Origin of the sequence: Quisquiliibacterium transsilvanicum, assembly GCF_014202215.1 — a bacterium.
Lineage (GTDB): Bacteria > Pseudomonadota > Gammaproteobacteria > Burkholderiales > Burkholderiaceae_E > Quisquiliibacterium > Quisquiliibacterium transsilvanicum.
Genome location: NZ_JACHGB010000003.1, coordinates 314,705 through 335,649 on the forward strand (window position 1 = coordinate 314,705; position 20,945 = coordinate 335,649).

Genomic DNA, 20,945 nt, shown 5'->3' on the forward strand with positions numbered 1-20,945 from the left:
ATGAAGCGGCCGCGCCGATGAAGCGGCCGCGCCGATGAAAAGGGGCGCCGTGATGAAGCAGGCGCTGTGATGAAGCGGGCGCTGCGCTTGCTGCGGCTCCCGGCCGCTGCACTGCTGCTGGCCGCGGCGATCGCGCTGGCCGGACCGCGCCGGGTCTGGGACGCGCTGTCCGGCGCCGACCCCCGCTGGCTGCTGGCGGGGCTGGCCTGCGCCATCGCGGCGAACCTGGTCTCGGCGCTGCGCTGGCGCGCGCTGTGCGACTGGCTGGGAATGCGGGCCCCCGCGGGATGGGCGGTGAGGGTCTATTTCCAGGGAGTGGCGGTCAACGCGCTGCTGCCCGGCGCAGTGGTGGGCGGCGACGTGCTGCGCGCCTGGCGCCTGCGCGCGCTAGGCCATCCCGGCCTCGAAGCGGGACTCTCGGTACTGCTCGACCGGATCAGCGGCCTGTGGATGCTGATCGTGCTCGGCGCACTGGCGCTCGCGCAGGGCCTCAGGGAGGCCGGCACGCCCGCAGCGGCGGCGATCGCCGGCGCCTGGCCGGCGGCGATGCCGATCGGCCCGGCGCCCGCCGCCCTGCTGGCGGCAATCTCGATGCTCGTCCTGCCCTGGCTGGCGCTGAGCCTGGCGCTGCGCGCGCCAGTGCGCGATGGCGCGGGTCGCCTCGGGCGGCTGCGCGCGGCGCTCGCCCGGCGCGGCTTGTCCGGCCCCTACGCGCTGCAGGCGCTCCTCTCCGCCGCGGTGCAGCTGCTCTCCGCGGGCGCGCTGCTGTGCGCGCTGCGCGCGCTCGGCGCCGACCTTCCCGCCTGGGCGGTGGCAGTCGCGGCGGTGCCCATCTTCCTGATGGCGACGCTGCCGGTGAGCTTCGGCGGCTGGGGCACCCGCGAGGCGGCCGCGGCAATCACGCTGGGCGCGCTCGGCACCCCTGCCGCGGTGGCGGTCACCGGCTCGGTCGTCTACGGGGCCTATGCGCTGGTGCAGGCGCTGGGCGGGTGGATGAGCGGCGGCGCGCGCAGCGAGGCAGTCGAGCCGCGCTGATGCCTTGGGGCTATCCTCTCCGGCTCGCAAGCCGGGCCGCGGCGATCGGACCGCACGGAACCACACGACAGGAAGACAGACCATGGGCATCCGCGACTTCACCCTCTGGAGCGTCATCGAGCGCAATGCGCGCTGGTCCGGCGCCGGCACTGCCTTCGTGTTCGACGGCACGGCGCACAGCCACGCGCAGTACGCCGCGCGCGCGCGCCGGCTGGCCGCCGGCCTGGCGCGCGCAGGGGTGGCGCGCGGCGACCGGGTGGCGGTGGTGGCGCAGAACCGCCCCGAGTACCTGGATCTGTACGCTGCCGCCGCGCGGCTGGGCGCGATCGTGGTCCCGGTGAACTGGCGCCTGAGCGCGGAGGAGATGGCGCACGCGGTGACCGACACCACGCCCAGGCTGCTGCTGGCCGATCCCGAGTACCAGCCCGCGCTCGCCACGCTGCGCGAACGCTGCCCCGGACTGGCCGCCCTGCATGGCTACGGCCGCGCCGAAGAGGGCTTCGAGCCCTACGAGACGCTGCTGGACGCGGGCGACGACTGCGACGCGCCCCACGCCGAGGCCGGCGACGGCTTCGTGATCATCCACACCGCGGCCGTGGGCGGGCTGCCGCGCGGCGCCCTGCTCTCGCATGCGGGCCTGCTGGCCGCCGGGATGCAGCTGATCAACCGCTGGCGGCTGGGACCGGACGACGTCGGGCTCGGCATGCTGCCGCTGTTCCACGTCTCCGGGCTGGGGCAGTTCCTGGCGATGCTGCAGGCCGGCGGCAGGACGCTGGTCTCGGCGCGCTTCGACCCGAAGGCCGCGGCGCGCCAGATCGCGGAGCACAAGGTCACCGTCTTCTCCGAGTTCGCGCCGATGCTCGGCGCCATCCTCGACGCGGCCGCCGACGAAGGCGCCGATCTCTCCAGCCTGCGCGCGATCAGCGGCCTGGACACGCCGGACACCATCGCCCGCTTCCATGCCGCCTGCCCGCAGGCGGACTTCTGGTCCGGCTACGGCCAGTCCGAGGTCTCCGGAATGGCGACGCTGGCGCGCTTCCGCGATCGCCCGGGCGCGGCCGGCCGGCCGGCGCTGCTCACCGAGGTGGCGGTGGTCGATGAGCTGGACCGCCCACTGCCCGCCGGGCACAGCGGCGAGATCGTGGTGCGGGGTCCCACCGTCTTCCTCGGCTACTGGAATCTCGAGGCCGACACCCGCGAGGCCTTCCGCAACGGCTGGCATCACACCGGAGACCTGGGCCGTTTCGACCAGGACGGTTACCTCTGGTTCGAGGGCCGCACGCCCGCCAAGGAGCTGATCAAGCCGGGCGGCGAGAACGTCTACCCCGCCGAGGTGGAGCGCGTGCTGCTCGAGCACCCGGCGATCGCCGAGGCCGTGGTGTTCGGCGTGGCCGACGCCGAATGGGGCGAGGCAGTGCGCGCGGTGTGCGCCTGCCGGCCCGGCGCCGCGCCTCCCGACGAGCGGCTGGTGATCGAGTTCGTCGGGACGCGCATCGCGCGCTTCAAGAAGCCCAAGCGGGTGATTTTCGTCGAAGCCCTGCCGCGCGCCGCGGGCGGCGCCCCCGACCGCGCCGCCATCCGCAAGGCGCACGGCGACGGCTGATCGCATAAACTCCGCTTCCCGAGGAACCCCGTCATGCAACGCCCGACCTCAATCGCCACCGCCTCGGTCGAAGCCGCCGAGGAGGCCTTCTACGACGCCATGCAGCGCGGCGACCTCGCCGCGATGATGGCCTTGTGGCTGGACGACGAGGACGCGGTCTGCGTGCATCCCAACGGCGCGCGCCTGGTCGGCATCGCCGCCATCCGCGACGGCTTCACTGCGATGTTCGCGCACGGCGGTGTCGACGTCCGGCCGAGCGACGTCCGCAGCCAGCTGGGCGCCACGCTGGCCGTGCACAACCTGGTCGAGAAGGTGCTGGTGTCTGGCCCGGGCGGCACGCGGATCGTCGAGTGCGTCGCCACCAACGTGTACGCCAAGACCCCTGCCGGCTGGCGCGTCCTGCTGCACCATGCGGCCGCGGTATCCGAAGGCGCCGCTCCGGCGCCCATGGACCCCCCTGCCGTGCTGCACTGACGGCGCAGTCCCGCGAGTCGCACCGTGTCCGGCCACGACCGATACCGCCCGCCCGCCTGGCTGCGCGGACCCCACGCCCAGACCATCTGGCCCGCCGTCGCGGCGCCCGCACCGCGCGTGGCGATGCGCCGCGAGCGCTGGACCACGCCGGACGGCGACTTCATCGACGTCGATTTCGCGAAGCCCGAGCAGCCGCGCGAGGACGCGCCGCTGCTGGTGCTCTTTCACGGACTGGAAGGCGGCTCGGGCAGCCACTACGCCAGGGTGCTGATGGCAGCGGCAGTCCAGCGCGGCTGGCACGGCGCGGTGCCGCACTTCCGCGGCTGCAGCGGCGAGCTGAACCGCGCGCCGCGCGCCTACCACTCCGGCGACTCCGACGAGATCGACTGGATCCTGCGGCGCTTCGCTGCGACCCGCCCGCCCGCAGCGCCGCTGCTTGCCGCCGGCGTGTCGCTGGGCGCCAACGCGCTGCTCAAGTGGCTGGGCGAGCGAGGGGACGCCGCCAGCTTCGTTTCGGCGGCGGTCGGCATCTCGCCGCCGCAGGACCTCGCCGCGGGCGCGCAAGCGCTGTCACGCGGCTTCAACCGCGTCTACATGGACAACTTCCTGCGCACGCTCAAGCGCAAGAGCCTGGCCAAGCTGGCCCAGCATCCCGGGCTCTTCGACCGCGAGCGCATGCTCGCCTCGCGCGACTTCTTCGGCTTCGACGACGCGGTCACCGCGCCGATGCACGGCTTCGCAAGCTGTCACGACTACTGGGCGCGCAGCTCGTGCCGCCAGTTCCTCGGCGGGGTGCGCGTGCCCACCCTCGTCATCAACGCGCTGAACGACCCCTTCCTTCCCGCCGGGGCGCTGGCCGCCGCCACCGAGGTCTCGCGCTTCGTGCAGCTCGACTACCCCGGCGAAGGGGGACACGTCGGCTTCCTCGGCGGCGGCTTTCCCGGCCGCTTCGACTGGTTGCCGCAACGGGTCCTCGGCTTCCTCGCTGCGCACCTGCCCACGGCGACCGGGCCGGCGGGCCGCGACCAACCCGGCGGAACGGCGCGCGCCGACCCCGAAACGCCCACAGGAGCGCACGCCCATGGATGATCTCGTCCTGCAGGCCATGACCCGCTGGCCCGACGTGCCAGCGGTGCACGGCTGGCTGCGGCTCGACCGCCGCGGCCACTGGATGCTGGTGGACCGCGGCCAGCCCGGCTTCGACGAGGCCCTGCACGGGCTGGGCAGCGAGATCACCAGCCCGCAGATCGTCGACTTCATCTGCCGCAACTACACCAGCGACGAGCAAGGCCGCTGGTTCTGGCAGAACGGCCCGCAGCGGGTGTTCGTCGACCTGGACGTCGCGCCGCTGGTCCTCCGGGTGCTGGGCGCGGGCGGCGAGGCTCGGCTGGTGGCGCACACAGGCGATTCCGTGGGCCGGGTGGATGCCGCCTGGAGCTCTCCGGAAGGCGAGCTGATCCTGGACACCGACCTGGGTCCCGGGGCGATCCATGACCTGGATCTCGCGGCGCTGGAACTGGCGGAAGTCGAGGGCGCGGTCGAGGGAAGCCCCGGCCTGAGCCTGAACATCCTCGGCCGCAGGCTGCCGGTGCAGGCCTGGGACGATGGACGGGCGCCGCGCTTCGATCGCCGACCGAGGCCTGCATGAGCACCCTCAGCGAAGGCCGGCCTTCGCGTCCTCCTGCTCCCGCGTGAACTCCGCCTGCAGCACCTTGATGCGCGCGTCCAGCTGCGAGGCCGCGTAGAAGTCCAGTCCGCCGGCCCTGCGCGCGAGCTCCAGCTGCTGGACGGCCGCCAGCCAGGCCCCATCCAGCGCATAGGCTTCCGCCGAGGCGCGGTGCGCCAGCGCCGTCTCGCCCAGGCCGCTGCGCGCGCGGGCCATCAGCCGCCAGAGCGCCGCGTCGGCGCGGGTCACCGCGAGCCGCTCTTCGAGGAAGGCCACCGCGCCGCGATGGTCGCGCACCGCGATCATCGCCTCGGCCTGCAGGTGCACCAGCGCCCGCGCCGCGGGGAAGCGCGCGGCGGCAGCCTTCGCCATCGCCAGCGCACCCGCGGCGTCGCCCGCCTGCAGCCGGGCCTGCGCCGCCAGCCGCTCCACGAAGGGATGCCCCTCGGGAAGGCGGCGACGGGTCTCCTGGATGGCACGCTCGGCCGCGGGGTAGTCGCGCTGCGCCAGCGCCCCGACTGCCACGCCGAACCAGGCAGCTGTCTCGTCATGCGTGGTGCGGTCGCGCAGCTGCCGCTCGAAGCGGGCGCGCTCGGTGCGCAGCGCGTCCACGCTGCCGTCGCCCTGCGCGCGCAGCCGCGCGCGCGCCAGGCGGAACTCCAGCGAGTCCGGATGCTGCCGGTAGCGGCCCTCGTGGACCCGCGTCTGCATGTCGGCGATCCGCTCGACGGTCATCGGGTGGCTGCGCATGTAGGCCGGCGCCGAGCTCTCGTAGGTGCGCGTGGCCTGCTGCAGCCTGCCGAAGAACGAAACCATTCCGTTGGGGTCGAAGCCCGCGCCGCGCAGCGTGTCCAGCCCGACCCGGTCAGCCTCGCGCTCGGCGTCGCGCGAGAACGCGAGCATCTGCTGCTTCTGCGCGCCCGCCGCCATCGTCACGATGCCGGCCGCCGCCTGCGGATTGGAGCGCGCCGCCAGCGCCGCCAGCACCACCGCCGCCAGCGTGCCCAGCGTGGTCTGCCGCTGCCCGGAGAGCATGCGCGCGATGTGCCGCTGCGTGACGTGGCCGATCTCGTGGGCGACCACCGAGGCGAGCTCGGATTCGGTCTCGGCGGCCACGATCAGGCCGGTGTGCACGCCGATGTAGCCGCCGGGCAGCGCGAACGCGTTCAGCGACGGATCGCTGACCAGGAAGAGCTCGAAGGAATGCCCCTGCGCCGACGCCGTCAGCGTCGCCGCCAGGCGGTTCAGGTAGTCGCCGATCTCGACGTCGCCGGACACCGCCGCGTCGCGGCGCAGATCGCGCATGATGCGCTCGCCCAGGCGACGCTCGGCCGCCGGCGAGAGGTCTTCGGCGCCCGCGTCGCCCAGCCGTGGCAGGTTGTCCGCCTGCGCCAGCGCCGCGGGCGGCGCCAGCCCCAGCAGCAGGGCCAGCGCAACGCACAGCGCGCGTTGCCGCCGGCGCGCCGGCCGCTTCGGTTCGATGAAGATCTGCATGTCCCTCTGAGTGGAGCGCAGCCGCGCTCCCTGACACCGGCAGGCACGGACGCGCCGGACCGGTCACCGTCGGTTGCTATGATAGCCGCCCGTCCGCGAGCCCCCTGCGATGAGCACTCCCCTCACCCATTTCGACGCCGCCGGCCAGGCCCACATGGTGGATGTCGGCGACAAGGCCGTCACCCGCCGCGTGGCCGTAGCCAGCGGCCGCATCCGCATGAAGCCGGCGACGCTCGAGCTGATCCGCTCGGGCTCCGCGCGCAAGGGCGACGTGCTGGGCATCGCCCGCATCGCCGCGATCCAGGGCGCCAAGCGCACCGCCGACCTGATCCCGCTGTGCCACCCCATCCCGCTGACCCGCGTCGCGGTGGAGTTCGACACGGACGCCGCCGCGTCCACGGTGACCTGCACCGCGCGCGTGGAATGCGAGGGCCGCACCGGCGTGGAGATGGAGGCGCTTACTGCGGTGCAGGTCGGCCTCCTGACCGTCTACGACATGCTGAAGGCTGCCGACCGCGGCATGGTGATCGAGGAGGTGCGGGTGCTGGAGAAGCACGGGGGGAAATCGGGGAGTTTCGTGGCGGGGACGTAGTGCGCTGATTCGCAAGCGCGCGGGGCTTGCAGATCATCGTCGCTGCCCGGCTCCCGTTCCCAGAAGGTGCAGCCGCCCGCCGGCGGCCAATGGCGGGTGACGCGGCCGCCGCGACCGCACAGGGCCGTGCCGGCATGCTCCTCCAGCGCCAACAGCCAGTGGCAGTAGCGGCAGGGACGCGGATCGGTGTGGGGCTGGAAGCTGGCCATTCGCAGAGAATGGCAGCGGCCGGGCGCAGCGGATGAGCCTGGGCGGCTAGCCTGAGCGCGCTGCTGGCGCGACCGGCCCGGCGTCGAACAACTCCACCTCCGGCGCCCGCATCAGTGCCCGCGCATCCTCGGAAGACCCCATCAGCCACTGCTCCATGTCCGCCCGCTCGATCGGGATCACGCTGCGTTTGTCCTGCTGGTCAGGGGTCAGTGCGGGGTCGGGCTTGTGCATGCGGCCCATCAGCGGGTGGCCGTCCGCGTTGATCGTGAGCATCGTGTAGCTCTCGTGGATCTCGCCGGTCGCCCGGTCGATCCAGGCATTCCAGAGCCCGGCCAAGCCCCAGGGCTCGCCGTCGGCGCGCCGGAAGCGCCACCAGACGTTGCGGCCGGTCTCCCAGTTCGGCTCGTCGAAGCTGACGGCCGGGATGATGCAGCGCTGGCCGCGCGCCCAGGCCGTGCGGTACGTCGGTTTCTGGGCGAGCTCCTCGCCGCGGGCATTGTTCGTCGAGTAGCGGACGTCCGGCGACCTGGCGAAGTGCGGGATCAGACCCCAGCGGCCCACGACGAGTTCGCGGTGGCCGTCGCGGTCGGCGCGGACGAACGGGCCCGGCGCGCGCGGGAAGATCTCGCGCGGCCAGGGCATCGGCGGGTTGCGCCGGCCGATCTCGAAGAACCGCTCGATGTCGGCCTGCCCGGGGCTTACGTATCGGTTGCACATTGCGCCTCCCAGCGGGTCGCGTTGACGTAGCGGCGAAGGGCCCAGGGGACACCGGATCCTCGGTGAGAGCAGCGAGCGCTACCCCCGCTTGAGATCGCGATAGAAGTTCTCGTGCGGACCGATCGCTTCCAGGTAGACGAGCCTCACGTCGTTGTCGACGGTGTACCCGAGCAGGTAGAGCTGATGGCGGCTGCGGAACTTGTAGACGAACAGATCCGCCAGGTCGCCCTTCTTGCGCTCACCGACCGTCGGATCGGCCGCCACGACTCCGGTGGCTGCATCGACGTCCCTGGCGACGTTGTCGTCGAGCTTCTTGTAGGCGCGCGCAAAGCGGCGCGTCTGTTTCAGTGCCCAGCTCACGGGAGCCGCGAACGGGGCACGAAGGGCGTTGCATCTTCGCGCGGCTCGGCCATCGAGGCCAGGGACTCGGCGATGAAGCTCACCGGCAGGTCGGGGTTGTCCAGCGCAGCGCGCCCGACCTTGGCCCAGTACTCGATCTGCCCGGCGATGGTGCGGTGCTCTGCCTGCGCTTCGCTGCGCGCCTGCTCGTAGAGCGTCTGATCGATGCGGATGGAGGTCGAGGCGGCCACGACGGTCTCCGAATGAGCGTGATTTCCTGACGGAGGCGAAATTACCACAAAAGTGGCAAAACGCCTTCCGACGCCGATCCGGCGAGCGCTCTAAACACCCCGGACACAGCCGGCCGTCATTGCGGGGCAGGCTTGACGCGCGGGCCGCCTCGCGCCCCCTCCTCATGGCCGACTTGACCGTCGTTCGCACACCGTCGATGTTTCGGGATGGTGGCGGCATTCGGCCGGAAGCGCACTCGAGACGTCCACGATCCGGGCCTTTCCGCTGCGCTCTTGCAGGAATATCCCGTTTTACGTATTACGGCACACGTAATATCATTGCCGTGATCCTTTCCTTCAAATGCAAGCAGACGCAGGCTCTGTTCGAAGGCGGCTCCCCGCGTCGCTTCCGTGCGTTCAAGGACGTTGCAGTGCGCAAGCTGACCCAGCTGGATTCCGCGAAAACCTTGGAGTTCTTGCGGTCGCCTCCCGGCAACCAGCTCGAAGCCCTGCGTGGCGACAGGAAAGGCCGGTACAGCATCCGCGTCAACGATCAGTTCCGGCTGTGCTTCGTCTGGACCGAGGCGGGGCCGGATGAGGTCGAGATCGTCGATTACCGCTGAGGAGCTCAAGATGAACCGACCGATCAATCGCATGCGCCCGGTGCACCCGGGTGAGATCCTGCGTGAGGATTTTCTCGTGCCGCTCGAGATGAGCGTCAATGCGCTGGCGCTTGCCCTGGGAGTGCCCGCAACGCGCATCCACGAGATCGCCAAGGAGCGGCGGTCGATCACGGCCGACACTGCCGAACGTCTCGCCCGATACTTCGGGGGCGATGCGGAGTCCTGGATGGGTTTGCAGGCGGCATTCGACCTCAAGACCCTGCCGACCCGCGACGAGATCCGCAAGCGCGTCGAGCCGCGATTCGTACCCCCGACGACCGATCGCACGTAAGAGACCCATGTCGACGAAAGAAGAAATCTCCGCCTTCATGTCGCACGCCTTCCCCGCGAGCAGCTTCACGATCGTCGAGGCCGGCAGCAAGCGCGCCACCATCCGCCGCCCGGTCACCCAGGACGACCTGCGCCCCGGCGACACGGTGTCGGGCCCGACCCTGATGGCGCTGGCCGACACCGCGCTCTACGTGGCCATCCACGCAACGCTGGGGATCACGCCGCACGCGGTCACCTCGAACATGAACATCAATTTCCTGCGGCGCCCGCCGGCGGACCGGGCGCTGGTGGCCGAGTGCCGGCTGCTGAGGGTGGGCCGCACGCTCGCCGTGGGCGAGGTCTCGCTGTTCTCCGAGGGCATGGACGAGCCGGTCGCCCATGTCGTGGGCAGCTATGTCATTCCGAGGGAGCGCCCGTCGTCCGGCGCAATCCGGACGACGGATCCCGAATGACCCACATCATCCGCACGCGCTCCCTCAGCAAGCATTACGCCATGGGCGACACCGTCGTCCATGCGCTGCGCGAGGTCTCGGTCGACATCGCCGCGGGCGAGTTCGTCGCGGTGATGGGGCCCAGCGGCTCGGGCAAGTCCACCTTCATGAACCTGGTCGGCTGCCTCGACCGGCCGGACTCCGGCCGCTACGAGCTGGCCGGAGAAGCGGTGGAGGGGCTGGACGAGGACCGTCTCGCCGCGATCCGCAACCGCCGCATCGGTTTCGTCTTCCAGCAGTTCAACCTGCTGGCGCGCACCTCGGCGCTGGAGAACGTGGAACTGCCGCTGCTCTACGGCGGCCTTGCCCGCAGGGAGCGACTGGAGCGCGCGCGGCGCCGGCTGGACCAGGTGGGGCTTGGCGACCGCGTCGACCACCATCCGCGCCAGCTCTCCGGCGGTCAGCAGCAGCGGGTGGCGATCGCCCGCGCGCTGGTCAACGACCCGGTGCTGGTGCTCGCCGACGAGCCCACCGGCGCGCTGGACTCCCGCACCAGCGTGGAGGTGATGGCGCTGCTGCAGTCGCTCAACCGCGACGGCATCACCGTCGTGCTCGTCACGCACGAGGCCGACATCGCAGCCTTCGCTGGGCGGGTGCTGAGCTTTCGCGACGGGGCCATCGTGTCGGACGCTCGCCAGGAGCCGCGCGACGCGGCTGCACTGCGGGCCGCCGGCTGACGGCTGACGGCTGACGGCTGCGGCCGGAGCACGCCCGCCCGGAGCAACGCCCGGAGCGACGCGGGAAACGACACACGGAACGACACGCGGAAGCGCGCGTCCCGCTAAAGCTGGAACGCCAGCCAGAGCACCAGGCCCTCGCCCACGTGGCGGGCCAGCCCGGCGGGCCGCGCCTCGTAGCGCGCGGCGCCGGCGGCCAGCGCGTCGATCCAGCCCGAGAAGCGCACGATGTCTTCCGGCGCGTAGAAGACGGTCATCAGCTCGTAATTCAGGAACAGGCTTCGGCTGTCGAGGTTCACCGACCCCGCCAGCGCCATGTGCTCGTCGATCACCACGGCCTTGGCGTGGATCATCTGCGGCGACAGCCACAGCCGCGCGCCGGCGCGGGCCAGGTCGCGCATCGGGCGGTTGCGGGCGATGTCGGCGAGCCGGTGGTTGGAACGCGCCGGCATGACGAGGTCGACCGTGACGCCGCGGCGCGCGGCCATCACCAGCGCCGACAGCAGGCTCTCGTCCGGCACCAGGTAGGGGGTGACCGCGACGATGCGATCGCGCGCGCGGTGGAAGGACGTGACCAGCAGCGTGTGCACCGTGTCGTCCGCGTAGTCCGGGCCGCTGGGCAGCAGCTGCGCCGCGGGCGGCACGGTCGCCGCCGCAGGCCAGCCGTCGGGACCGGCGCCCGCGGGCCCCATCGCGGCCTGGCGCGGATCGAGCGCGAAGCGCCAGTCGGCGTCGAAGACCGCTGCCGCCTCCGCGGCGACGTCGCCCTGCAGGTCGAAGCTGAGGTCGACCCAGGCGGGCCGGCCGGACTCCCCCATGAAGTACTCGCCGGCAAGGTTGCGCCCGCCGCTCCAGAGCCAGCGCCCGTCGGCAACCACCAGCTTGCGGTGATTGCGCAGGTTGGTCCGCCCGCGCAGCGGCCACTTAAGCGGCGAGCGGAACGGCGGCACGAAGCGGACCACCTGCACCCCCTGCGCCTGCACCTCCGAGAAGTCGCGCCGCCCGCCCATCAGCGCCCCCACCCCGTCGACGATCAGCCGCACCTGCACGCCCTCCCGGGCGCGCTGACCCAGCCGATCGACCAGCTCTGAGGCGAAGCGGTCACGACCCAGGATGAAGGTGCAGACATCCAGGCGCTCGCGCGCCGCCCCGATCACCTCGAACAGCGCCTGCGCCGCCTCGGCCCCGTCCCGGTGCACGCGAAGCGCTCGATATCCGGCAGGCGGCGCCAGCCCCATCGAGGCGGTGAGCTGCTGCGCCCAGCGCGGCGCGATCGCGCCGTCCGCCTCCGCCCGGCGCGCGGGATGGCGCACCTGGGCCTTGGGCAGCTTGCGGGTGCCGAACAGCAGGTAGAGCGGCAGCCCCGCCTCCGGGACCAGCAGCAGCGCCAGCACCCAGCCCACCGCTGCGGACGGGTGCCTGCGCTGGTGCAGGGCGTGCGAGCCCACCGTGTAGACCAGCAGCCCGATCGCCGACAGCAGCCCGTGCAGCGGGAACCACTCGGCGAGCCCGGTCCAGGTCACCGTGCGCGGGGGCTAAGGACGGCGCTGGGGCCGTTGGGCATGGCGACTCTCCCGATTCTGGCAGCTCAATCGGATGATATATGCTCATGGCCTCACCGAAGCGAGACAGAGAGACCACCGAAATGGACCTGAATTACTCTGCAGAAGATCTCGCCTTCCGCGACGAAGTACGCGGTTGGCTCGACGCGAACATCCCCGCCGACCTTCGCGAGAAGGTGCTCAACTACGAAGAGCTGGGCAAGGAAGACCTGCTGCGCTGGCACGGCATCCTGGCCAGGAAGGGCTGGGTCGCGCCCGCCTGGCCGGTGGAGCACGGCGGCACCGGCTGGAACGCCGTTCAGCGCTACATCTTCGAGGAAGAGTGCGCAGCCGCGGGCGCCCCGCCCATCGTCGCATTCGGCATGACGATGTGCGGCCCGGTGCTGATCCGCTTCGGCTCGGACGAGCAGAAGAAGCGTCACCTGCCCGGCATCTACAACGGCGAGGTGTTCTGGTGCCAGGGCTACTCCGAGCCCGGCTCCGGCTCGGACCTGGCATCGCTCAAGACCCGCGCCGAGCGCCAGGGCGATCACTACATCGTCAACGGCCAGAAGATCTGGACCACGCTCGGCCACTTCGGCGACTGGATCTTCTGCCTGGTCCGCACCGACCCCAATGCGAAGAAGCAGGAAGGCATCAGCTTCCTGCTGATCGACATGAACGCCCCCGGCATCACGGTGCGCCCGCTGATCCTCCTCGACGAGGGCCACGAGGTCAACGAGGTGTTCTTCGAGAACGTCAAGGTTCCCGCCGAGAACCTGGTCTACGAAGAGAACAAGGGCTGGACCGTCGCCAAGTACCTGCTGGGCCATGAGCGCCTGAACACCGGTCGCATCGGCGGCTCCAAGCGCGAGCTGGCCAAGCTCAAGGCGATGGCCGCCAAGGCCATGCGCAATGGCCGTCCGCTCGCCGAGGACACCCGCTTCGCCGACCGCCTGGCCCGCGTCGAGATCGAGCTGATGGCGCTGGAGGTGACCAACCTGCGCTTCCTCGACGAGATGATGCGCACCGGCAACATCGGCCCCGAAGTGGCGATGCTCAAGATCAAGGGCACCGAGATCCAGCAGGCGCTCACCGAGCTGACGATGCAGGCGGCTGGCCCGATGGCGCAGGCCTTCAAACCGGTCGACTACGACGGCTTCGACGCCTTCACCGCCTCGCTGGCGGCGCGCTACTTCAACTACCGCAAGACCTCGATCTACGCCGGCTCCAACGAGATCCAGCGCAACATCTACTCCAAGGCCGTTCTGGGCCTGTGAGCCGGGAGACAAGAACGATGAACTTCCAACTGAACGACGAACAGCAGCAGCTCACCGACAGCCTCAAGCGCCTGCTCGACAGCCAGTACGACTTCGAGTCGCGCAAGAAGATCGTGGCGTCCGCCGAGGGCTACAGCCCGGCGCTGTGGAACACCTTCGCCGAGCTGGGCCTGCTGGGCCTGCCGCTGTCCGAGGAGGCCGGCGGTTTCGGCAGCCCGGCCGCGGAGATGGTCGGCGTGATGGAGGCGCTCGGCGAGGCGCTGGTGGTGGAGCCCTTCCTGGCGAGCACCTGCCTGGCGGGCCGCGTGCTTGACCGCGCCGGCAGCGAGGCGCAGAAGCAGGCGGTGCTGGCCGGCGCCGTCGAGGGAAAGATCCGCCTCGCGCTGGCTCACCAGGAGCGCGGCTCCAGCTTCGAGCTGGCCGTGGCTACCTCCGCCAAGCGCGATGGCGCCGGCTGGGTGCTCGACGGCGAAAAGGTGGTGGTGCTGGGCGCCCCGATGGCGGACAAGCTGGTGGTCTCCGCGCGCACTTCCGGCAAGCCGGGCGACACCGCCGGCCTGAGCCTCTTCGTGGTCGACGCCAAGGCTGCCGGCGTGAGCATGAAATCCTATCGGACCCAGGACAGCATGCGCGCCGCTGACGTCACGCTCAAGGGCGTGAAGGTCGGTGCCGACGCGCTGGTGGGCGCCGAGGGCGGCGGCTTCGAGCCCCTGGACGAGGCGCTTGACTTCGCCTCGGCGATGCTCTGCGCCGAGGCCGTGGGCGCGATGAAGTTCGCCTGCGAGACCACGCTGGACTACCTGAAGACCCGCAAGCAGTTCGGCGTCACGCTGGGCTCCTTCCAGGCGCTGCAGCACCGGCTGGTGGACATGAACGTGGCCACCGAGCAGGCCCGCTCGATCACCTTCCTGGCCTGCGCCAGGCTGGACACCGGCGACGCAGCGGAGCGCCGGCGCACCGTTGCCGCGGCCCGCGTGAAGATCGCCGACAACGCCCGCCTGGTGGGCCAGGAGGCGATCCAGCTGCACGGCGGCATGGGCATGACCCTGGAGATGAAGGTGAGCCACGCCTTCAAGCGCCTGACCATGATCGGCCAGAGCTTCGGCGACGCCGACTACTACCTGGCTCGTTTCGCGGCCTGATGGCCCGCCCGGCCCCGCGCCGCAGCGCGGGGCCGGACGCTGCCGACACTCCTTCGCCGCCCCGGCAAGTGCGTCGTCGTCACACGATGACAAGACGATGACACCCGCGCTCTCCCTTCCCTCTTCCCTCTTCCCTCTTCCCTCTTCCCTCTTCCCTCTTCCCTCTTCCCTCTTCCCTCTGTCATAAAGCCGTCACACGCGACGCTTAGCCTGCGCGCTCAACTCCTCGAAAGGGAAAGAACGCATGAGCACGATCACCCGACTTCTCGCTGGCAGCGTCCTCTCGCTGTCGGCCGTCCTCTCCGCCCAGGCGGCCGACATCACCGGCGCCGGCGCCACCTTCCCCGCCCCGGTCTACGCCAAATGGGCCGAAGCCTACAAGGCGGCAACGAACAACAGCCTGAACTACCAGGCCATCGGCTCGGGCGGCGGCGTCAAGCAGATCCTGTCGAAGACGGTCGATTTCGGCGCCAGCGACGACCCCACCAAGGGCGAGGACCTCGCCAAGAACAACCTGCTGCAGTTCCCGGCGGTCATCGGCGGCATCGTGCCGGTGGTGAACCTGCCCGGCATCGCCCCAGGTCAGATGAAGCTCGACGGCAAGGTGCTGGCCGCGATCTTCCGCGGCGCCATCACCAAGTGGAACGACCCGGCGATCGCCGCCCTGAACGCCGGCGTCAAGCTGCCGTCGGATCCGATCACCCTGGTCTACCGTTCCGACTCCTCGGGCACGACCGCGGGCTTCACCTACTACCTCGATGAGGTGGATCCCGAGTTCAAGAAGGCTGTTGGCGCAGGCAAGACCGTGAACTGGGCGAGCGGCGTGGGCGGCAAGGGCAACGCGGGCGTCGCCGCCAACGTGACCAAGATCGCCGGTTCGGTGGGCTACGTGGAATACGCGTACGCCAAGCAGAACAAGATGACGCACGTGGCGATGATCAACAAGGCCGGCAAGACCGTGCAGCCCGACGACACCGCCTTCGCCGCGGCTGCCGACGGCGCCGACTGGTCCAAGGCCCCGGGCTTCGGGATCAGCCTGAACAACCAGGCGAACGAGAAGGCCTGGCCGATCACGTCCGCGACCTACATCCTGATGCACAAGGTTGCCGACAAGCCGGCGCAGTCCGCCGAGGCGCTGAAGTTCTTCCGCTGGGCATTGAACAGCGGCCAGAAGCTTGCGCTCGATCTCGACTACGTGCCGCTGCCCGCCAGCCTGGTCAAGCAGGTCGAAGCCACCTGGGCGGGGATCAAGGACGCTTCCGGCAAGCCTGTTCTGGGCAATTGAGCGGTCCGGCGCCCGCCGGAACCCGTCTCGCGGCGGAGCCAGCAAACGGCTCCGCCGCTTCGTTTCCAATAAAATTCCAGGGAACGATCCCCGATGAACCATCTGGCGGACGCATCCACCAACGCGCTGGCACCTGCGCGCGAAATCGAACATGCGAAGAGTTCCATGAACCAGGACGCCATCGCCGCACGGATCCGCACCTTCGCCAGGCAGGACCGCATCTTCCTGGGGATCACCTTCAGCTTCGCTGCGCTGGTGCTCGTGGTGCTGATGGGGATCATGGTGTCCCTGGTCATCGAGGCCTGGCCCGCGCTGCGCGAATACGGCCCCACCTTCGTGATCGGCACCAAGTGGAGCCCCGCCGACGACGTCTACGGCGCGGTCATCGCCATCTACGGCACCCTGGTCACCTCCGCCATCGCCCTGCTGATCGCGGTGCCGATCAGCTTCGGCATCGCGGTATTCCTCACCGAGACCTGCCCGCTGAAGCTGCGCCGCCCTCTGGGCACGGCCATCGAGCTGCTCGCTGGCGTGCCTTCGATCATCTACGGCTTCTGGGGCCTGTTCGTGCTTGCTCCGCTGTTCCAGGAGTACGTGCAGCCGCTGTTCATCGCCACCGGGCTGCCGCTGTTCGCCGGACCGCCGCTGGGCATCGGCGTGTTCACCGCCGGCCTGGTGCTCTCGCTGATGGTCATCCCGTTCGTCGCCTCGGTGATGCGCGACGTCTTCGAGACGGTGCCTCCGGTGCTCAAGGAGTCCGCCTACGGCATTGGCTGCACCACCTGGGAGGTGGTGCGCAACATCGTGCTTCCGTACACGCGCATCGGCGTCATCGGCGGCATCATGCTCGGCCTGGGCCGGGCGCTCGGCGAGACGATGGCGGTCACCTTCGTGATCGGCAACGCCAACCGGATGGCCAGCAGCCTGTTCGCGCCCGGCAACTCGATCGCGTCCACGCTGGCCAACGAATTCGCGGAGGCCGACCCGGCGCTGCACATCCCGTCGCTGTTCGCGCTCGGGCTGCTGCTCTTCCTCATCACCTTCGTGGTGCTCGGACTTGCCAAGTGGCTCACCGAGCGCAGCGCGATGCGCGCCGGCAACTGAGGACGACCCCAATGGACAAGGGCATCTACAGCCGCCGCAAGGTCGTGAACGCCATGGGCATGGGCCTGTCCGGCCTGTCGATGGTGCTGGGCCTGGCGGCGCTGACCTGGATCCTCTGGACCCTGTTCTACAAGGGCCTGGGCGCGTTCAGCGCGGACTTCTTCCTGAAATCCACCCCCGCACCGGGCACCGAAGGCGGCGGGCTGGCCAACGCCATCGTCGGCAGCCTGATGATGGTCGGCATCACCACGATCATCGCCACGCCGATCGGCATCCTCGCCGGCATCTACCTCGCCGAATTCGGCAAGCGCTCGCGCTTCGGCGCGATCACCCGCTTCGTCACCGACATCATGCTGTCGGCGCCGTCGATCGTGATCGGCCTGTTCGTCTACGCGGTGGCGGTCGCCACGGTGAAGCACTTCTCGGGATGGGCCGGATCGATCGCGCTCGGCCTGATCGCGGTGCCGGTGATCGTGCGCACCACGGAAAACATGCTGAACCTGGTGCCCGGCAGCCTGCGCGAGGCTGCCTTCGCGCTGGGCGCGCCGCGCTGGAAGGTGAGCCTGTCGGTGACGCTGCGCGCGGTCCGCGGCGGCGTGATCACCGGCGTGCTGCTCGCGGTGGCGCGCATCATCGGCGAGACCGCGCCGCTGCTGTTCACCGCGCTGAACAACCAGTTCTTCAACGCCGACATGTCCAAGCCGATGGCCAACCTGCCGGTCGTCATCTACAACTTCGCGATGAGCCCCTACGAAAACTGGCAGGACCTCGCCTGGGGCGGCGCCGCGCTGATCGCGCTGATCGTCCTGGCGATCAACATCGCCGCCCGCGTCCTGTTCCGCGAAAAAGTCCAGGCCTGACGACCGGGATCCACGAGCCGCCATGACCGACACCACCCTTCTTCCCGCCTCCGTCGCCAGCGCGATGCAGGTCCGCGATCTTTCCTTCTATTACGGCAAGTTCAAGGGCCTGAAGAGCGTCTCGCTGGACATCGCCCGCAACCAGGTGACCGCCTTCATCGGCCCGTCCGGTTGCGGCAAGTCCACGCTGCTGCGCACCTTCAACCGGATGTTCGACCTCTACCCCGGCCAGCACGCCGAGGGGCAGATCATGTTCAACGGCCGCAACATCCTGGCGCCGGAGCAGGACGTGAACCTGCTGCGCGCCAAGGTCGGCATGGTCTTCCAGAAGCCCACGCCCTTCCCGATGACGATCTACGAGAACATCGCCTTCGGCGTGCGCCTCTACGAAAAGATGTCCTCGAGCGAGATGGCCAACCGCGTCGAATGGGCGCTGCGCAAGGCGGCCCTCTGGGACGAGGTCAAGGAGAAGCTCAACCAGAGCGGCCTGAGCCTGTCAGGCGGCCAGCAGCAGCGCCTGTGCATCGCCCGGATGGTGGCGGTCAAGCCCGAGGTGCTGCTGCTCGACGAGCCCACCAGCGCGCTGGACCCGATCTCCACGGCCAAGGTCGAGGAGCTGCTCAACGAGCTGAAGTCCGACTACACGATCGCGATCGTCACCCACAACATGCAGCAGGCGGCGCGCATCTCCGACTACACCGCCTACATGTACCTGGGCGAGCTGGTGGAGTTCGGCGAGACCGAGCAGATCTTCATCAAGCCGAAGAAGCAGGCGACCGAGGACTACATCACCGGGCGCTTCGGCTGACCCCGGCCTGCGCGAGGAGACGAACGCGATGTCAAACGAACACACCTACAGGCCCTTCGACACCGACATCGAGCGGCTGCGCAGCGCGGTCACCGTGATGGGCGGCCTGGTGGAGCGGCAGATCGAGCGCGCGGTCAGCGCGGCGCTCGAGCGCGACCTCGAGCTGGTGACCAGGGTGCTCACCGACGAGGCGTCGGTGAACCAGCTTCACCTCGAGACCGACCTGCGCTGCAACCAGATCATCGCCAGGCGCCAGCCGATCGCGATCGACCTGCGCGAGGTGATCGCGGTGATCCACATGATCAATGACCTGGAGCGCATCGGCGACGAGGCCAAGAAGATCGCGAAGAAGGTCCGCAACATCCTGGACACCACGGCGCAGGTCCCCCATGACCGGGTGCGCCTGATGTCGGAGATGGTGATCGAGATGCTGCGCCGCGCGATCGACTCCTTCGTTCGCCAGGACAGCGAGGCCGCCAAGGCGGTGGTCGCCAGCGACAAGGAGGTCGACCTGCTGCGCGACGAGCTCACTGCCGGGCTGACGCAGCGGCTGAGCGACCACCTCGTGCCTGTGGCGCCGGCGCTGACCATGATCTTCATGGTGCAGTCGATCGAGCGCATCGGCGACCATGCCAAGAACATCGCTGAATACGTCGTCCACATCGTCGAGGGCGTGGACCTGCGCTACAAATCCTCGCGCGCGAACGCCTCTGGCGACGCCTGACGGACTCTCCGGGCGCCGCCTCCGGCGCCCGGCCGCTCGACGCGCGGCCGTGGCTAGGTGAAGAACAGCGTCGCCAGCCCCAGGAAGATGAAGAAGCCCATGCTGTCGGTGCTGAAGGTGAGCAGCACCGACGAGCCGATCGCCGGATCGCGGCCCATCCGATGCAGCCCCAGCGGCACCGCCATCGCGATCAGTGCGCCCAGCAGCAGGTTGAGCATCATCGCCAGCGACATCGTCAGCCCGAGCAGCGGGCCCTCGACGGTGTCGCGGTAGAGCGCCCAGGCGACCAGCCCGGCCACCCCGCCCCAGACCACGCCGTTCAGGCCTGCGACCGCGAACTCCTTGAGCATCAGCCGCCAGGCGTTGGCCATGGTGACCTGTCCGAAGGCGAGCGAACGCACCACCAGCGTCATCGTCTGGTTGCCCGAGTTGCCGGCGATGCCCGCGACGATGGGCATCAGCGCGGCCAGCGCGGCCACCCGCTCGATCGTCCCCTCGAAGGCGCCGATCACGCGCGAAGCGAAGAAGGCGGTGCACAGGTTCAGCGCCAGCCACAGCCAGCGGTTCTTCGCCGAGTCCCAGACGCTGGCGAAGATGTCTTCCTCCTCGCGCAGGCCGGCCTGCGACAGCCGGCCGTAGTCGCCCTGCTCGCGGATCACGTCGACCACTTCGGCGACGGTGAGGCGGCCGACCAGCCGCCCATGCGGATCGATCACCGGGGCCGAGACGAGGTCGTAGCGCTCGAAGGCCTGCGCGGCATCGTCGACGTCGTCCATCGCCTGCAGGGTGAGCACGTCGCGCAGCATGGCGTCGGCCACCATCACCTCGGGCTCGTTGACCAGCAGCCGGTCGATCGGCAGCGCGCCGCACAGCTGGTCGTGGCTATCGACGACGAAGACCTGGTCGGTGTGCTCCGGCAGTTCCTCGAGCTGGCGCAGGTAGCGCAGCACGGCCTCGAGGGTGACGTCCTCGCGCACCTTGACGAAGTCGAAGTACATGCGGCCGCCGACCGAGTCCTCGGGGTAGGACATCGCGGCGCGCAGCTGCTCGCGCTCCTGCTGGTTGAGCTGACGCCGCACCTCTTCGACGACGTCGCGCGGCAGGTCGGGCGCGAGGTCGGCGATTTCGTCGGCCTCCATCGACTCGATCGCGTCGACCAGCTCGTGCCGGTCCATCGAGTCGATCAGCGTCTCGCGGACCGCGTCGGAAACCTCCAGCAGGATCTCGCCGTCGCGCTCGGCCTTGACCAGGTCCCAGGCGACCAGGCGGTCCTCGAGCGGCAGGCCTTCGAGGATGTAGGCGACGTCGGCGGGGTGGAGACGGTCGAGCCGCGCCCGCAGCTCGTTCAGCCCCTGGCGCTCGACCAGGTGCTCGACCAGCACATGACGGCCCTCGCCCTCGCCGTAGTGCTGCCGGTGCGCCACCTCGACCGCCAGCCGGTGGCGGCGCAGCATCTCCTGGACCTCGTGCAGGGCGCGCGAAGCCTCCTCGGCGTCGCGCGGCTGCGCGGTCGACAGGGCGGCATCGGACCCGCTGTCCTGGGATTCTTGGTCGTGCTCGGCCATGGTCTCGAGGCGCGCATGGCCGGGCGGGGATCAGCCGCTGGCGCTGCGCGCGAAGTGTCTGGGGCTGTCGGAAACGGTGTTCACGTCTGTCGGCGTGGTCCGGGAAGCGCGCATTGTAGGCGCGCGAGGCACGATGCGATAGAGCGCTGGCACGC

General features: G+C 70.1%; 23 protein-coding genes. 17 read left to right on the forward strand and 6 right to left on the reverse strand.

All coding sequences use genetic code 11. From position 1 onward, the window contains the following. Positions 1-69: 69 nt before the first annotated feature. From HNQ70_RS07985 to HNQ70_RS08005, 5 genes are all read left to right on the forward strand, one after another. On the forward strand, positions 70-1,035 hold the full coding sequence (locus tag HNQ70_RS07985; RefSeq protein ID WP_183966102.1) for a lysylphosphatidylglycerol synthase transmembrane domain-containing protein: 966 nt from the start codon (positions 70-72) through the stop codon (positions 1,033-1,035). A gap of 82 nt (positions 1,036-1,117) precedes the next feature. Beyond that, positions 1,118-2,638: an AMP-binding protein gene (locus tag HNQ70_RS07990; protein ID WP_183966104.1), complete on the forward strand. Its 1,521-nt coding sequence runs from the start codon at positions 1,118-1,120 to the stop codon at positions 2,636-2,638. Between the two features lie 33 nt (positions 2,639-2,671). Further along, a complete protein-coding gene (locus HNQ70_RS07995; RefSeq protein ID WP_183966106.1) occupies positions 2,672-3,112 on the forward strand; it encodes a YybH family protein in 441 nt (146 codons plus the stop codon). Positions 3,113-3,136: 24 nt separating this feature from the next. Further along, positions 3,137-4,201 (forward strand): YheT family hydrolase, encoded by a 1,065-nt coding sequence (locus HNQ70_RS08000; RefSeq protein WP_343060686.1) that lies wholly within the window; start codon positions 3,137-3,139, stop codon positions 4,199-4,201. Continuing rightward, complete coding sequence (locus HNQ70_RS08005) at positions 4,194-4,760, forward strand: DUF2946 family protein (protein ID WP_183966108.1); 567 nt, start codon at positions 4,194-4,196, stop codon at positions 4,758-4,760. The genes HNQ70_RS08000 and HNQ70_RS08005 overlap by 8 nt, the downstream gene beginning before the upstream one ends. Before the next feature lie 6 nt (positions 4,761-4,766). Here HNQ70_RS08005 and HNQ70_RS08010 read toward each other — a convergent pair whose 3' ends face one another. Further along, on the reverse strand, positions 4,767-6,272 hold the full coding sequence (locus tag HNQ70_RS08010) for a M48 family metalloprotease (RefSeq protein WP_183966110.1): 1,506 nt from the start codon (positions 6,270-6,272) through the stop codon (positions 4,767-4,769). Positions 6,273-6,381: 109 nt separating this feature from the next. On the opposite strand from HNQ70_RS08010, the gene moaC reads away from it, so the two are divergent. Beyond that, complete coding sequence (gene moaC, locus HNQ70_RS08015) at positions 6,382-6,864, forward strand: cyclic pyranopterin monophosphate synthase MoaC (protein ID WP_183966112.1); 483 nt, start codon at positions 6,382-6,384, stop codon at positions 6,862-6,864. A gap of 255 nt (positions 6,865-7,119) precedes the next feature. Here moaC and HNQ70_RS08020 read toward each other — a convergent pair whose 3' ends face one another. The 3 genes from HNQ70_RS08020 to HNQ70_RS08030 all read right to left on the reverse strand — a co-directional run bounded on the left by HNQ70_RS08020 (position 7,120) and on the right by HNQ70_RS08030 (position 8,381). After that, positions 7,120-7,791, reverse strand: coding sequence for an SOS response-associated peptidase (locus HNQ70_RS08020; protein WP_183966114.1), 672 nt, complete (start codon positions 7,789-7,791; stop codon positions 7,120-7,122). Positions 7,792-7,869: 78 nt separating this feature from the next. Further along, positions 7,870-8,151, reverse strand: a complete 282-nt coding sequence (locus tag HNQ70_RS08025) for a type II toxin-antitoxin system RelE/ParE family toxin (protein ID WP_183966116.1) — start codon at positions 8,149-8,151, stop codon at positions 7,870-7,872. Then, positions 8,148-8,381 carry a TA system antitoxin ParD family protein gene (locus tag HNQ70_RS08030; RefSeq protein WP_183966118.1) on the reverse strand — a complete coding sequence of 78 codons (234 nt, stop codon included), beginning with the start codon at positions 8,379-8,381 and terminating at the stop codon, positions 8,148-8,150. Before HNQ70_RS08030 ends, HNQ70_RS08025 begins: the two co-directional genes overlap by 4 nt. A 323-nt stretch (positions 8,382-8,704) precedes the next feature. Between HNQ70_RS08030 and HNQ70_RS20170 the strand changes: the two genes are divergently transcribed. From HNQ70_RS20170 to HNQ70_RS08050, 4 genes are read left to right on the forward strand one after another with little or no spacing between them, the layout of a single operon-like run. After that, positions 8,705-8,983 carry a type II toxin-antitoxin system RelE/ParE family toxin gene (locus tag HNQ70_RS20170; RefSeq protein WP_183966120.1) on the forward strand — a complete coding sequence of 93 codons (279 nt, stop codon included), beginning with the start codon at positions 8,705-8,707 and terminating at the stop codon, positions 8,981-8,983. 10 nt (positions 8,984-8,993) lie between these two features. Then, positions 8,994-9,314 carry a HigA family addiction module antitoxin gene (locus HNQ70_RS08040; protein ID WP_183966122.1) on the forward strand — a complete coding sequence of 107 codons (321 nt, stop codon included), beginning with the start codon at positions 8,994-8,996 and terminating at the stop codon, positions 9,312-9,314. A gap of 7 nt (positions 9,315-9,321) precedes the next feature. Then, positions 9,322-9,765 carry a PaaI family thioesterase gene (locus HNQ70_RS08045; RefSeq protein ID WP_183966125.1) on the forward strand — a complete coding sequence of 148 codons (444 nt, stop codon included), beginning with the start codon at positions 9,322-9,324 and terminating at the stop codon, positions 9,763-9,765. Then, the gene (locus tag HNQ70_RS08050) at positions 9,762-10,481 is read left to right on the forward strand and encodes an ABC transporter ATP-binding protein (protein WP_183966127.1); all 720 of its coding nucleotides are present in this window, start codon (positions 9,762-9,764) and stop codon (positions 10,479-10,481) included. Before HNQ70_RS08045 ends, HNQ70_RS08050 begins: the two co-directional genes overlap by 4 nt. A gap of 104 nt (positions 10,482-10,585) precedes the next feature. Here the strand turns inward: HNQ70_RS08050 and HNQ70_RS08055 are convergent, their stop codons facing one another. Then, a complete protein-coding gene (locus tag HNQ70_RS08055) occupies positions 10,586-12,004 on the reverse strand; it encodes a phospholipase D-like domain-containing protein (RefSeq protein ID WP_343060688.1) in 1,419 nt (472 codons plus the stop codon). A 122-nt stretch (positions 12,005-12,126) separates the two neighbouring features. Here HNQ70_RS08055 and HNQ70_RS08060 point away from each other — a divergent pair, with 122 nt between their 5' ends. The 7 genes from HNQ70_RS08060 to phoU all read left to right on the forward strand — a co-directional run bounded on the left by HNQ70_RS08060 (position 12,127) and on the right by phoU (position 19,225). Further along, complete coding sequence (locus HNQ70_RS08060; RefSeq protein ID WP_183966129.1) at positions 12,127-13,302, forward strand: acyl-CoA dehydrogenase family protein; 1,176 nt, start codon at positions 12,127-12,129, stop codon at positions 13,300-13,302. A 17-nt stretch (positions 13,303-13,319) separates the two neighbouring features. Further along, positions 13,320-14,444 (forward strand): acyl-CoA dehydrogenase family protein, encoded by a 1,125-nt coding sequence (locus tag HNQ70_RS08065; protein ID WP_183966131.1) that lies wholly within the window; start codon positions 13,320-13,322, stop codon positions 14,442-14,444. 244 nt (positions 14,445-14,688) lie between these two features. Next, a complete protein-coding gene (pstS, locus tag HNQ70_RS08070; protein ID WP_183966133.1) occupies positions 14,689-15,729 on the forward strand; it encodes a phosphate ABC transporter substrate-binding protein PstS in 1,041 nt (346 codons plus the stop codon). Between the two features lie 93 nt (positions 15,730-15,822). Next, positions 15,823-16,833, forward strand: a complete 1,011-nt coding sequence (pstC, locus tag HNQ70_RS08075; protein WP_183966135.1) for a phosphate ABC transporter permease subunit PstC — start codon at positions 15,823-15,825, stop codon at positions 16,831-16,833. Between the two features lie 11 nt (positions 16,834-16,844). Beyond that, positions 16,845-17,693: a phosphate ABC transporter permease PstA gene (gene pstA, locus HNQ70_RS08080; protein WP_183966137.1), complete on the forward strand. Its 849-nt coding sequence runs from the start codon at positions 16,845-16,847 to the stop codon at positions 17,691-17,693. 22 nt (positions 17,694-17,715) lie between these two features. Then, on the forward strand, positions 17,716-18,501 hold the full coding sequence (gene pstB / locus HNQ70_RS08085) for a phosphate ABC transporter ATP-binding protein PstB (protein WP_183966139.1): 786 nt from the start codon (positions 17,716-17,718) through the stop codon (positions 18,499-18,501). Between the two features lie 28 nt (positions 18,502-18,529). Further along, a complete protein-coding gene (gene phoU, locus HNQ70_RS08090) occupies positions 18,530-19,225 on the forward strand; it encodes a phosphate signaling complex protein PhoU (RefSeq protein WP_183966141.1) in 696 nt (231 codons plus the stop codon). A 53-nt stretch (positions 19,226-19,278) separates the two neighbouring features. Here the strand turns inward: phoU and mgtE are convergent, their stop codons facing one another. Further along, the gene (gene mgtE / locus HNQ70_RS08095) at positions 19,279-20,790 is read right to left on the reverse strand and encodes a magnesium transporter (protein ID WP_183966143.1); all 1,512 of its coding nucleotides are present in this window, start codon (positions 20,788-20,790) and stop codon (positions 19,279-19,281) included. Between the last annotated feature and the right edge of the window lie 155 nt (positions 20,791-20,945).